Annotated in this window: 12 protein-coding genes; all 12 read left to right on the top strand. The window is 72.1% G+C overall.

Annotated elements, in window-relative coordinates; genetic code table 11:
• The first annotated feature begins 19 nt into the window (after nucleotides 1–19).
• The 12 genes from ACSQ11_RS10270 to ACSQ11_RS10215 all read left to right on the top strand — a co-directional run bounded on the left by ACSQ11_RS10270 (nucleotide 20) and on the right by ACSQ11_RS10215 (nucleotide 12,684).
• Nucleotides 20–295, top strand: coding sequence for a hypothetical protein (locus ACSQ11_RS10270; protein ID WP_436005036.1), 276 nt, complete (start codon nucleotides 20–22; stop codon nucleotides 293–295).
• A gap of 62 nt (nucleotides 296–357) precedes the next feature.
• A complete protein-coding gene (locus ACSQ11_RS10265; protein ID WP_436005035.1) occupies nucleotides 358–828 on the top strand; it encodes a DUF1992 domain-containing protein in 471 nt (156 codons plus the stop codon).
• Between the two features lie 219 nt (nucleotides 829–1,047).
• Nucleotides 1,048–2,058, top strand: coding sequence for a deoxyribose-phosphate aldolase (gene deoC, locus ACSQ11_RS10260; protein WP_436005034.1), 1,011 nt, complete (start codon nucleotides 1,048–1,050; stop codon nucleotides 2,056–2,058).
• A gap of 11 nt (nucleotides 2,059–2,069) precedes the next feature.
• Nucleotides 2,070–3,509 (top strand): aldehyde dehydrogenase family protein, encoded by a 1,440-nt coding sequence (locus ACSQ11_RS10255; RefSeq protein WP_436005033.1) that lies wholly within the window; start codon nucleotides 2,070–2,072, stop codon nucleotides 3,507–3,509.
• Between the two features lie 8 nt (nucleotides 3,510–3,517).
• On the top strand, nucleotides 3,518–4,432 hold the full coding sequence (locus ACSQ11_RS10250; protein WP_436005032.1) for an aldehyde dehydrogenase family protein: 915 nt from the start codon (nucleotides 3,518–3,520) through the stop codon (nucleotides 4,430–4,432).
• A complete protein-coding gene (locus ACSQ11_RS10245) occupies nucleotides 4,429–5,046 on the top strand; it encodes a uridine kinase family protein (protein ID WP_436005031.1) in 618 nt (205 codons plus the stop codon). Before ACSQ11_RS10250 ends, ACSQ11_RS10245 begins: the two co-directional genes overlap by 4 nt.
• A gap of 77 nt (nucleotides 5,047–5,123) precedes the next feature.
• Complete coding sequence (locus ACSQ11_RS10240; RefSeq protein WP_436005030.1) at nucleotides 5,124–6,509, top strand: magnesium chelatase; 1,386 nt, start codon at nucleotides 5,124–5,126, stop codon at nucleotides 6,507–6,509.
• Nucleotides 6,510–6,560: 51 nt separating this feature from the next.
• On the top strand, nucleotides 6,561–8,576 hold the full coding sequence (locus ACSQ11_RS10235) for a VWA domain-containing protein (RefSeq protein ID WP_436005029.1): 2,016 nt from the start codon (nucleotides 6,561–6,563) through the stop codon (nucleotides 8,574–8,576).
• A 73-nt stretch (nucleotides 8,577–8,649) separates the two neighbouring features.
• Entirely contained in the window at nucleotides 8,650–9,876 is a 1,227-nt protein-coding gene (locus ACSQ11_RS10230) for a hypothetical protein (RefSeq protein WP_436005028.1), read from the top strand.
• The gene (locus ACSQ11_RS10225; protein ID WP_436005027.1) at nucleotides 9,873–10,502 is read left to right on the top strand and encodes a DUF4129 domain-containing protein; all 630 of its coding nucleotides are present in this window, start codon (nucleotides 9,873–9,875) and stop codon (nucleotides 10,500–10,502) included. The genes ACSQ11_RS10230 and ACSQ11_RS10225 overlap by 4 nt, the downstream gene beginning before the upstream one ends.
• Nucleotides 10,499–11,695 carry a DUF4350 domain-containing protein gene (locus tag ACSQ11_RS10220; RefSeq protein WP_436005026.1) on the top strand — a complete coding sequence of 399 codons (1,197 nt, stop codon included), beginning with the start codon at nucleotides 10,499–10,501 and terminating at the stop codon, nucleotides 11,693–11,695. Before ACSQ11_RS10225 ends, ACSQ11_RS10220 begins: the two co-directional genes overlap by 4 nt.
• Nucleotides 11,692–12,684 (top strand): AAA family ATPase, encoded by a 993-nt coding sequence (locus tag ACSQ11_RS10215; protein WP_436005025.1) that lies wholly within the window; start codon nucleotides 11,692–11,694, stop codon nucleotides 12,682–12,684. The genes ACSQ11_RS10220 and ACSQ11_RS10215 overlap by 4 nt, the downstream gene beginning before the upstream one ends.
• The last annotated feature ends 8 nt before the right edge of the window (nucleotides 12,685–12,692 follow it).

Below are 12,692 nucleotides of genomic sequence, written 5' to 3'. Positions count from 1 at the left end.
CCCATGACACTCGTCACGGGTGGCATCCGCCGGATGGCGGATCACGCGTGCGCGACCGGCGGGGAGGATCGGTGGTGACCACTTCACCGACATCCGGAGACACCTCATGCAGCAGCGCCACCTCACCATCGCCTGGCTCCTTACCGCCGTGCTCACCATCTGGGCGGTCGTTGCCGGAAACGTCGACGCCGTGCCGAACTGGACGATCGCGATCCCTGGCGTGGCCACCGGCTTCTGGTGGGCCTTCGGACAGAGCGTGCTCGCGTCGTCGAAGGACCGGGACATCGACGCCTGACATTCCTCGACCGACGCGCTTCACACCCGCCGCCGTGAGGCGTCCCGTCGCACAATGGCGCCATGGCCTTTCACGAGTCCTGGGTCGAGAAGCAGATCCGCGAGGCGCAGGAGAGGGGCGAGTTCGACGACCTGCCCGGCACCGGCAAGCCCCTGAGCGGGCTCGACGACCCGGATCCGGACTGGTGGGTCAAGAGGATGATGGAGCGCGAGGGCCTCGACGCCTCCGACGCCCTGCCGCCGGTGATGCTCCTGCGGCGCGAGCGGGCGTCGTTCCCCGAGTCCCTGCTCGACGTCCGGTCCGAGGAGGGCGTGCGCGAGGTGCTGCGTGACTACAACGCACGCGTGATCGACGACCGCCGCCGGCCGGTGATCGGGAAGGCGTCGCCGGTGTGGGCACCGACCGTCGACGTGGAGGAGATGGTCGAGCAGTGGCGGGCCCTGCGCGCGACGCTCGAGCCCCCGACCCCACCCGAGGAGACCCGCCCCGGCCTGACCCGCGGCCGCCGCTGGTGGCGGCTCTGGCGCCGCTGAGTCCGCCGACTATCGGACACCACCTCCCTTGCGTCTGCGGAAACGGTGCTTCTAGCAACCGAAGCCGCAGACGCAAGCACCCGCCCCCTTCGTTGCGTCAGCGAGAACGGCGGCTCTAGCCACCGAAGACGCTGACGCAACGTGTGGGGCACCAGAGCCGGTGCCGTGTGGCGGTTTCGCGCGGTAGGAGGCCCTCGACCCCGCCGGTAGACTCCGGGGGTGAGCACCACCACTGACACCCCCGTCACCCCTGCGGTCGACGCCACGTCTCGCGCCCGCGACCTGCTCGGCGTCTCGCGCCTGACCAACCAGGCACTGACCCGCTGGCTGCACGGGCTTCCCGGCGTCGACCAGGTCGGCTGCGAGGCCCGCGCCGCCGGGCTCGGCACCCGGTCGATCAAGACCACGAGCAAGCAGTGGGCCATCGACCTCGCCATCTCGATGATCGACCTCACGACGCTCGAGGGCGCCGACACCCCGGGACGCGTCCGCGGGCTCGCCGCCAAGGCGCTGCTTCCCGACCCGAGCGACCTGTCGACGCCCCGTCCTGCGGCGGTCTGCGTCTACGGCGACATGGTCGAGACGGCCAAGGAGGCCCTGGGCGCCAGCGGCGTCAAGGTCGCCGCCGTCGCCACCGCCTTCCCGAGCGGCCGCGCGAGCATGGCGGTCAAGCTCGCCGACACCAAGGACGCGGTCAAGGCCGGCGCCGACGAGATCGACATGGTCATCGACCGTGGCGCCTTCCTCAGCGGCGACTACCTCACCGTGTTCAACCAGATCGCCGAGGTCAAGCAGGCGTGCGGCGACGCACGCCTCAAGGTCATCATGGAGACCGGCGAGCTCGTGACCTACGACAACGTCCGCCGCGCCAGCTGGCTGTCGATGCTCGCCGGTGGCGACTTCATCAAGACGAGCACCGGCAAGATCCAGCCCGCCGCCACCCTCCCCGTCACCCTGATCATGCTCGAGGCGGTCCGCGACTGGCGCGACCTCACCGGCGAGATGATCGGCGTCAAGCCGGCCGGTGGCATCAAGACGAGCAAGGACGCCTTGAAGTTCCTCGTCACGGTGAGCGAGATCGCCGGCGACGACTGGCTCGACAACCAGTGGTTCCGCTTCGGCGCGAGCAGCCTGCTCAACGACCTCCTCCTGCAGCGTCAGCGGATGACGACCGGCGCATACTCCGGCGCCAACTACATCGCCGACGACTCCCCCTCCACGGCCTACTGAAGGACCCCCTGATGTCACGCTTCGAGTACGCACCGGCCCCCGAGTCCCGGGCCGTCGTCGACCTCCAGAGCAGCTACGGCCTGTTCATCAACGGCGAGTTCGTCGACGGCAGCGGCACCGCCTTCAAGTCGATCAGCCCGGCCACCGAGGAGGTCCTCGCCGAGGTCTCCGACGCCTCCGAGGCCGACGTCGACGCGGCCGTCAAGGCGGCGCGGACGGCATACACGCGGGTCTGGTCGCGGATGAGCGGCACCGACCGCGGCAAGTACCTCTACCGCATCGCCCGCATCCTCCAGGAGCGCGCGCGCGAGTTCGCCGTCCTCGAGAGCCTCGACAACGGCAAGCCGATCAAGGAGAGCCGGGACATCGACATCCCGCTCGCCGCGGCCCACTTCTTCTACAACGCGGGCTGGGCCGACAAGCTCGAGTTCGCCTCGCTCGGTACCAACCCGCGCCCGCACGGCGTGGTCGGCCAGATCATCCCGTGGAACTTCCCGATGCTCATGCTCGCGTGGAAGATCGCCCCGGCCCTGGCCACCGGCAACACCGTCGTCCTCAAGCCGGCCGAGACCACGCCGCTCACCGCCCTGCTCTTCGCCGAGGTGTGCCAGCAGGCCGACCTGCCCCCGGGCGTCGTCAACATCGTCACCGGCGCCGGCCCGACCGGTCAGGCGATCGTCGACCACCCCGGCATCGACAAGCTCGCGTTCACCGGCTCGACCGGCGTCGGCAAGATGATCGCCCGCGCGATCGCCGGCACCCGCAAGAAGGCCACGCTCGAGCTCGGTGGCAAGGCCGCCAACATCGTCTTCGACGACGCCCCCATCGACCAGGCCGTCGAGGGCATCGTCAACGGCATCTTCTTCAACCAGGGCCACGTCTGCTGCGCCGGCTCACGCCTGCTCGTGCAGGAGTCGATCGCCGGCGAGGTCGAGCGTCGCCTTAAGCGCCGCCTCGAGACCCTGCGCGTCGGCGACCCGCTCGACAAGAACACCGACGTCGGCGCGATCAACAGCCGCGCACAGCTCGACCGGATCGTCGCGCTCACCGACGCCGGCGAGGGCGAGGGCGCGACCCGCTGGGACAACGGCTGCGAGCTCCCGAGCAAGGGATTCTGGTTCAGGCCAACGGTGTTCACCGGTGTCACGCAGACGCACCGCATCGCGCAGGAGGAGATCTTCGGCCCGGTCCTGTCCGTGCTGACCTTCCGCACGCCGCAGGAGGCCGTCGCCAAGGCCAACAACACCCCCTACGGCCTGTCCGCGGGCATCTGGACCGAGAAGGGTTCGCGCATCCTCTGGATGGCCGACCAGCTCAAGGCCGGTGTCGTGTGGGCCAACACGTTCAACCAGTTCGACCCGACGAGCCCGTTCGGTGGATACAAGGAGTCCGGATACGGCCGCGAGGGCGGTCGCCACGGTCTCGAGCCCTACGTCAAGACCGGAGCGTGAGCCCGACCATGAGTCGCGTCGACGTCAAGAAGACCTACAAGCTCTACATCGGGGGCAAGTTCCCCCGCAGCGAGAGCGGTCGTTCCTACGAGGTGTATGCCGCGCCGTCCGGCCGCGCTCGCGCCGGCGCCACCCCGCGGTTCCTCGCCAACGCGGCGCAGGGTTCGCGCAAGGACGCCCGCGACGCGGTGACCGCCGCGCGCGCCGCGCAGCCCGGCTGGGCGAGCGCCACGGCATACAACCGCGGTCAGGTCCTCTACCGCGTCGCCGAGGTCATGGAGTCGCGTCGTCCGCAGCTCGTGCAGGAGGTCCGTGACGCCGAGGGCCTCACCGCCGCGGCGGCCGAAGCCGTTGTCTCGCAGGCGATCGACCGCTGGGTCTGGTATGCCGGGTGGTCCGACAAGTACGTCCAGATCCTCGGTGGGCTCAACCCCGTCGCGGGCCCGTACTTCAACATCTCGGCGTCCGAGCCGACCGGCGTCGTCGCCGTCCTCGCGCCGCAGGAGTCAAGCCTCCTCGGCCTCGTCTCGGTCATCGCGCCGGTCATCGTCTCTGGCAACGCCGTCGTCGTCGTGACCAGCGCCGAGCGCCCGCTGCCGGCGATCACGCTCGCCGAGTGCCTCGCGACGTCGGACGTGCCCGGTGGCGTCGTCAACATCATCAGCGGGCGGGCCGCCGAGATCGCCCCCTGGCTGGCGAGCCACCGCGACGTCAACGCCATCGACCTCGCCGGCGCCGCGGGTGCCGAGGGCGTCGACTGGGCCGCCCTCGAGGAGGCCAGCGCCGACAACCTCAAGCGCGTCCTGCGCCCCGGCGGCAACGGCGCCGAGGCGGTCGAGCCCGACTGGACCGCGACGCCCGACCTGTCCCGACTCACCGCCTTCCTCGAGACCAAGACGGTCTGGCACCCCAAGGGCCGGTGACCGCGGAGCACACCGGTCGAGCGCGCGTCGTCGTCCTCGCCGGGCCCAGCGGTGCCGGCAAGTCGCGTCTGGCCGAACGGCTGCACCACACACACGGGTGGCCGATCGTGCGACTCGACGACTTCTACCGCGACCTCGACGACCCGTCGATGCCGCGCAGCGAGGAGCTCGGGATCATCGACTGGGACCACCCGGACTCGTGGGACGAGGCAGCTGCCGTGGCCGCGCTCTGCGAGCTCGTCGACACGGGCTCGACCCTCACGCCGGTCTACGACCTGTCGCAGAGCCGGGCCGTGGGCTCGACCACGGTGACCGTGGCGCCCGGCGAGCTGGTGCTGGCCGAGGGGATCTTCGCGGCCGAGGTCGTCGAGGAGCTCCGGTCGGCCGGTGTCCTGCACAGCGCGTGGTGCATCCACCACCGCCCGTTCGTCACGTTCGTCCGTCGGCTCGCCCGCGACCTCAAGGAGCGCCGCAAGCCGCCGATGGTGCTCGTCCGGCGCGGACTCGCCCTGATGCGCGCCGAGCCCACCGTGGTGGCGCGCCAGGTGGCGCTCGGTGCCGAGTCCGCCCGGGCCAAGGACGTCGAGGCGCGCCTCAGCCACGCGCACGCCTGAGCCTGTCCGCGTCGGTGACGGGACGGCATACGGACAAGGCCTGTGGAGGTCCTTGCACGCGGGGTTAGCGTGGAGGGGTGACTGCACCTGAGCCCCGGACCGTCGGCCAGCTGCGCGCAGCCGGCCACCAGCCCAAGCGCCTGCGTCAGGAGATCCGCGACAACCTGCTCGCGAAGCTCCGCGCCGGCGAGGACCCGTGGCCGGGTCTGCACGGGTTCTCCGACTCGGTGATCCCGCAGGTCGAGCGGGCGCTGCTCGCCGGCCACGACGTCGTCCTGCTCGGTGAGCGCGGCCAGGGCAAGACCCGCCTGCTGCGCGCGCTCGTCGGATTGCTCGACGAGTGGACCCCCGTCATCGAGGGCTCGGAGCTCGGCGAGGACCCGTTCGAGCCGATCACCCCGGCGTCGATCCGGCGGGCGGCCGAGCTCGGCGACGACCTGCCCGTGACGTGGCGCCACCGCGAGGAGCGCTACGCCGAGAAGCTCGCGACCCCCGACACGAGCGTCGCCGACCTCATCGGCGACGTCGACCCGATGAAGGTCGCCGAGGGACGCAGCCTCGGTGATCCCGAGACGATCCACTTCGGGCTCATCCCCCGCAGCCACCGCGGCATCGTCGCGATCAACGAGCTGCCCGACCTCGCCGAGCGGATCCAGGTCGCGATGCTCAACGTCATGGAGGAGCGCGACATCCAGATCCGCGGCTACGTCCTGCGGCTGCCGCTCGACGTGCTCGTCGTCGCGAGCGCCAACCCCGAGGACTACACCAACCGCGGCCGGATCATCACCCCGCTCAAGGACCGCTTCGGTGCCGAGATCCGCACCCACTACCCGCACGAGGTCACGGAGGAGATCGCGGTCATCGCGCAGGAGGCCGATCTCGTCGCCGACGTCCCGGACCACCTGCTCGAGGTGCTCGCCCGCTTCACGCGGGCCCTGCGCGAGTCGTCGAGCGTCGACCAGCGCTCGGGCGTGAGCGCGCGGTTCGCCATCGCCGGTGCCGAGACCATCGCTGCGGCGGCGCTCCACCGCGCCACCACGCAGGGCGAGGAGACCCCCGTCGCCCGCGTCGTCGACCTCGAGACCGCCGTCGAGGTCCTCGGCGGCAAGATCGAGTTCGAGACCGGCGAGGAGGGGCGCGAGACCGAGATCCTCACGCACCTGCTCCGCACGGCGATCGCCGAGACGGTGCGCGCCCACCTCGGCGGTGTCGACCTCCGGCTGCTGGTCGAGGCCATCGAGGACGGCGCGATCGTCACGACCGGGGCACGGGTCAGCGCCCGTGACTTCCTCGCCGGGCTGCCGGTGCTCGGGGAGTCCGACGTCTACGACCAGATCACCGACCGCCTCGGCGCCACCGACGACGGGTCACGTGCCGGCGCCATCGAGCTGGCCCTCGAGGGCCTGTTCCTCGCCCGCAGGATCGGCAAGGAGACGGGGCGCGGGGAGACCGTCTATGGCTGAGCTGCCTTCGTATGCCGGGTCGGCTGGGTCCGCGGACCCAGCCGGGTCGCGATGAACCGCTACCGCAGGTACGACGGCGGGGACCCGCTCGCGCCGCCCGTCGACCTCGCCGAGGCGCTCGACGCCATCGGGCAGGACGTCATGGCGGGCTACTCCCCCGAGCGCGCGATGAGCGAGTTCCTCCGCCGCGGCGGGGCCGACCAGCGCGGGCTCGACGACCTCGCTCGCCGGCTCGCCGAGCGCCGCCGCGAGATCCTCGAACGCCACGACCTCGGCGGGACGATGCGCCAGGTGCGCGAGCTGCTCGACAAGGCGGTCACCGCCGAGCGCGGACAGCTCGCTCGCGACATCACGATGGACGACGACGACCGCGCCTTCCGCGAGCTCCAGCTCGGGGCGCTGCCGGAGTCGACCGCGGCCGCAGTCACCGAGCTCTCGTCCTACGACTGGCAGAGCACCGACGCCCGCGAGGCCTACGAGCAGATCAAGGACCTCCTCGGGCGCGAGCTGCTCGATCAGCGGTTCGCCGGCATGAAGCAGGCGCTCGAGGGCGCCACCGACGAGGACCGCGCGGCGGTGCAGGAGATGCTCTCCGACCTCAACGACCTCCTCGAGAAGCACCAGCAGTCCGACGGCTCACCCGAATCAAGGGCCGAGGTCGACCGCGCCTTCGAGCAGTTCATGGCCAAGCACGGCGACTGGTTCCCCGAGAACCCCGCCACCGTCGACGAGCTCGTCGACGCCCTCGCCCAGCGGGCCGCGGCGGCCCAGCGGATGCTGGCGTCGATGACACCGGAGCAGCGGGCCGAGCTCGCGGAGCTGTCCCAGCAGGCGTTCGGGTCGCCCGGTCTCGTGGAGCAGCTCGCCCGGATGGACGGCAACCTGCAGTCGCTGCGCCCGGGTGAGGACTGGTCGGGCTCGGAGAGCTTCGAGGGCGGCGAGGGGCTCGGTCTCGGCGACGGCACCGGCGCCCTGCAGGACCTCGCCCAGCTCGACGCGCTCTCCGACCAGCTCTCGCAGTCCTACGGCGGGGCCCGGCTCGACGACATCGACCTCGACGCCCTCGCCCGCCAGCTCGGCGACGAGGCCGTCGTCGACGCCCGCGCCCTCCAGGAGCTCGAGCGGGCGCTGCGCGACAGCGGCTACCTCAAGCGCGGCTCCGACGGTGAGCTCCGCCTCTCCCCCAAGGCGATGCGACAGCTCGGCAAGGCCCTCCTGCGTGACGTCGCCGACCGGATGAGCGGACGCGCCGGAGCCCGCGAGTCACGCACGACCGGGCTCGCCGGCGAGCCCTCCGGCGCCACCCGGCGCTGGGAGTTCGGCGGCACGGAGCCCTGGGACGTGCCGCGCACCATCACCAACGCCGTCCTGCGTGACGGTGGTGGCTCCCCCCTGCGGATCACCATCGACGACGTCGAGGTCGTCGAGACCGAGGCCCGCACCCAGGCTGCCGTGGCACTGCTCGTCGACACGTCGTTCTCGATGGCGATGGACGGCCGCTGGGTGCCGATGAAGCGCACCGCACTGGCCCTGCACCAGCTCATCCGCTCGCGCTTCCGCGGCGACCACCTCGAGCTCATCGGCTTCGGCCGGCACGCCGAGGTCATGGAGATCGAGCAGCTCACCGCCCTCGACGCCAGGTGGGCCAAGGGCACGAACCTCCACCATGCCCTGCTCCTGGCCAACCGCTTCTTCCGCAAGCACCCCAACGCGCAGCCGGTGCTGCTCGTCGTCACCGACGGTGAGCCCACCGCCCACCTCGAACCCGACGGCGAGGTGTGGTTCTCGTACCCACCCGACCCGGTCACCATCGCCCACTCGGTGCGCGAGCTCGACGGCTCGGCACGGCTCGGGGCGCAGGTGACGTTCTTCCGGCTCGGCGAGGACCCCGGCCTCGCCCGCTTCATCGAGTCGATGGCGCGGCGGGTCGGCGGGCGGATGGTGAGCCCCGAGCTCGACGACCTGGGCGCGGCCGTCGTCGGCTCCTACCTCGGGTCGCGCGGCCCGGGCACGTCCTACCGCGACCACTTCGGCGACTGGAACGGCGGACGCGGCTTCTGGGTGTGACGAGGTGCCCTCGACCGGGACCGCGCCTCGGTTAGGGTTCAGACCAGTCAGCGCCACGGGGAGGCACACGCACATGAGCGACCAGGGTTGGTCCGCACCGGGAAGCGCTTCCCGACGTCCCGAGCAGGACCCGTATGCCGGCCACCCCGGTCCTCCGCCCGGCCCGCCTGCCGCTCCCGGCGGCTATCCCGGCGCCCCGGCGTCGCAGCAGTCCCCGCCCGCGCCCCAGCAGTACCCGCCGCACCAGCAGCAGTACCCGCCCGCGCCCCAGCAGGTCCCGCAGCAGCCGCCCTACCTCACGCCACAGCAGCTGCCGCGCTACGCCGACTTCCGCCCCGGGATCATCCCGCTGCGCCCGCTGACGCTGAACGACCTCTTCGGTGGCGTGTTCCGCGCCGTCCGCGGCAACGTCGGGGCGACCGTGGGGCTCGCCGCCCTCACCTCGACGGTGTTCCTCGTGCCCTTCACCGCGCTCGGCGCGTGGGTGTCGAGCCAGGAGCGCTCGATCACCCTCGAGGAGTCGGTGAGCAACGACACCGCCGGGCTCGTCGGCACGCTCGGCTCGATGGTCCCCTCGATCGGGTCGTGGTTCTCCGCGATCCTCCTCGCCGGGTTCCTCGCCTACGTCATCGGGCAGGCCGTCCTCGGCCGCAAGGTCACCGCCGGCGAGACCTGGCGCGGCACGATCTCGCGCATCTGGGCGCTCGCCGGCGCGACCGTGCTCACCTCGCTGGCCATCATCGGCACGCTGGCGCTCATCATGGCCATCCCCCTCGTGCTGCTCATCGGCGGAGGCACGAGCGGCAGCGACGGCACGATCGCCGCGGGCTTCGGCCTCCTGCTGCTCGCGCTCGTGCTCGCCGTCCCGGCGACCCTCTTCCTGTGGACCCGGCTGGCCTTCGTCACGTCGTCGGTGATCCTCGAGAACCTCGGCGTCGGTCGCGCCTTCGCCCGGTCGTGGCAACTCACGTCAGGCTCCGGTTTCTGGCGCCTGCTCGGCATCCGGCTTCTCGCCTCGATCATGATCGGCATCGTCGGCTCGCTCATCACCTCGCCGCTCGCGATCATCGCGTTCGCCCTCGCCTTCACCGGCATCCCACTCGACCAGATGTACGTCTGGCAGGCCGTCGTCACCGGCGTGAGCGGCATCATCGGCGGCGCCATCACGACCCCGATCACCGCCGGGCTCGACGCCCTCCTCTACGTCGACTCGCGCATCCGCCGCGAGGGACTCGACGTCCAGCTCGTCCAGACAGCGCAGGGCACGGCGGCACCGCCCTGGTCCCGCGCCACCGCATGATCCTGGACACGCCACCTCTCGACCCCACGCGGAGCGAGGGCCGGCGCCTGCTCCAGGACGAGCTCTCCAAGCCTCGGTATGCCGTCGAGCCCAGCCTCTGGGACCGCTTCCGTGAGTGGCTGCTCGGGCTCCTGGACACGAGTGGCCCCGGCCTCCCGTCCTGGGTGTTCGTCGTCGTGGTCCTCGTCGCCCTCGCCCTCATCGCGCTCGTGGTCGTGGTGCTGCTCCGACCCGAGGCCCGTGCCCGCCGGTCGGCGACCGACCGCGGAGTCCTCGACGAGCGCGGAGTGGACGCGACGGCATACAGGCTTCGCGCGAGCAACGCTGCGAGACAGGGCGACTGGGACACGGTCGTGCTCGACGGCTACCGCGCGATCGTCGCGGCGTCGGTGGAGCGGACCGTGCTCGACGACCTGCCCGGTCGCACCGCCCACGAGGCGTCCCTCGAGCTGTCGAAGGCCTTCCCCGACGAGACCGGCGGGGTCCGGGCGGCGGCCGACCGGTTCGACGCGGTGCGCTACGGCCACGACCGGGCGGCTGAGTCCGACGGCCGCGCCGTCCTCGACCTCGACGAGCGCCTGGGTCGCGCCCGTCCCCGGCTCACTCCGATCGGGACGCAGCGGTGACCGCCCTGTCGAGGTGGCGGCGCACCGGGCTGTGGGCGCTGGCCATCCTGCTCGGCGTCGGCGCCCTCGCCGCGATCGCCATCGCCACAACGCCCCCGGGTGACGCGATGGACCCCGAGGGCGTGGGGCCGACCGGCGCGGCCGCCCTCGTCGCCGTCCTCGAGGACAACGGCGTCGACGTCGAGACCTTCACCTCTGTCGACGACGTGCGTGACGCGTTGGCCGAGGTCGACGAGGAGACCACGGTGGTCATCGCCAACACGAGCAACCTCGGCACGGCCGCGGCGACGACGCTGCGGCAGGAGACGCTCGGGGTCGAGAGGCTCGTCGTGCTGTCGCCGTCGACCGGACAGCTGCGGGCCCTGCGCGCCGACGCCACGGCGCTGCCCATCGGCGCCGACGTCCGGGTCGAGAGCAGGTGCGACATCGGCACCGTCGACGAGGGCGACTCGCTCGTCGGGATCGACGCGCGCTACGAGCCCGGCAGCGGGACCACGGGCGCCAAGGTGTGCTTCCCGCTCACCCTGACGAGCGGGTCGGGTGACGACGGGGGCGACGACGGGTCCGGCGACCACGGCGCCGGCCTCATCGAGCTGCCGTCCAGCCCCGCGCACCCGCCGATGACCGTGATCGGCACGACCACCGGCTTCACCAACGGTCAGATCACGCAGGAGCACAACGCGGCGATCGCGCTCCGGCTGCTCGGCGGCTCCCCGCGGCTGCTCTGGTACCAGCCCGACGTCACCGACCTCGCGGACTCCGAGGACGTCGAGGACGGGTCGCTGCTGCCGGCGTGGTTCACCCCGTCGCTGGCCCTCGTCGGCTTCTCGCTCGTCGTCCTCGCTCTCGTCCGCGGTCGCCGGCTCGGACGCCTCGTGCCGGAGCCCCTGCCCGTCGTCGTGCGCGCCGTCGAGACGACCGAGAGCCGAGGCCGCCTCTACCGCCGCGCACAGGACCGGCCACGCGCCGCCACCGTGCTGCGGCTCGCCACGCTCGACCGCCTCCGCTCCCGCCTGGGCCTGCGGCGGGGCGACTCCGTCGAGACCGTCGCCCGGGCCATCTCGGCTGCCACCGGTCGTCCTGTGAGCGAGGTCCTCGACCTCGTCTCCGGCCCCCATCCCACCGACGACGCCGCTCTCGTGCGGCTCGCCCAGGACCTGTCCGACCTCGAGGAGAAGGCACACCGCCCATGACCGAGAACCCCACCCGCACCTCCGCCCCCCAGGCCACGGCGCCAGAGGCACGCGACGCCCTGCTCCGCGTGCGCGCCGAGGTCGCCAAGGCCGTCGTCGGTCAGGACGCCGCCGTCACCGGGCTGCTCGTCGCGCTGCTCTGCCGGGGTCACATCCTGCTCGAGGGCGTGCCCGGCGTCGCCAAGACGCTGCTCGTCCGGTCGCTGTCGCAGGCCCTCGACGTGCAGACCAAGCGGGTCCAGTTCACGCCCGACCTCATGCCGGGCGACCTCACCGGCTCGCTCGTCTTCGACGCGCGCACGAGCGACTTCACCTTCCGCCAGGGCCCGGTCTTCACCAACATCCTGCTCGCCGACGAGATCAACCGGACGCCTCCCAAGACGCAGTCGGCGCTGCTCGAGGCCATGGAGGAGCGCCAGGTCAGCGTCGACGGCCAGCCCCACCCGCTGCCGTCGCCGTTCATGGTCGCCGCCACCCAGAACCCCGTCGAGTACGAAGGCACCTACCCGCTCCCCGAGGCCCAGCTCGACCGCTTCCTGCTCAAGGTGACCCTGCCGCTGCCGCCGCGCGACGACGAGGTCGCCGTGCTCCGGCGTCACGCCGACGGGTTCGACCCGCGCGACCTCGGCGCCGCCGGGCTCCACGCCGTCGCCTCGGCCGCCGACCTCGAGGCCGGCGCGCAGGCGGTCCGGCAGGTCGAGGTCAGCGACGACGTCGCGGCCTATGTCGTCGACATCGCGCGCGCCACCCGGCACTCGCCGTCGCTCTCGCTCGGGGTGAGCCCCCGTGGTGCGACCGCCCTCATGTCCACGGCTCGGGCGTGGGCCTGGCTCAACGGACGTGGCTACGTCACACCCGACGACGTCAAGGCCCTCGCGCACGCCACGCTGGCCCACCGCCTGTCGCTGCGGCCCGAGGCCGAGCTCGAGGGTGTCGACGTGTCCGCCGTCCTCGACAGCGCGCTGGGCTCCGTCCCCGTCCCCCGCTGAGCCGCCGG

Origin of the sequence: Knoellia sp. LjRoot47, from assembly GCF_964253435.1 — a bacterium.
Classification (GTDB): Bacteria; Actinomycetota; Actinomycetes; order Actinomycetales; family Dermatophilaceae; genus Knoellia.
This window is presented reverse-complemented; position numbering and strand designations above follow the sequence as displayed.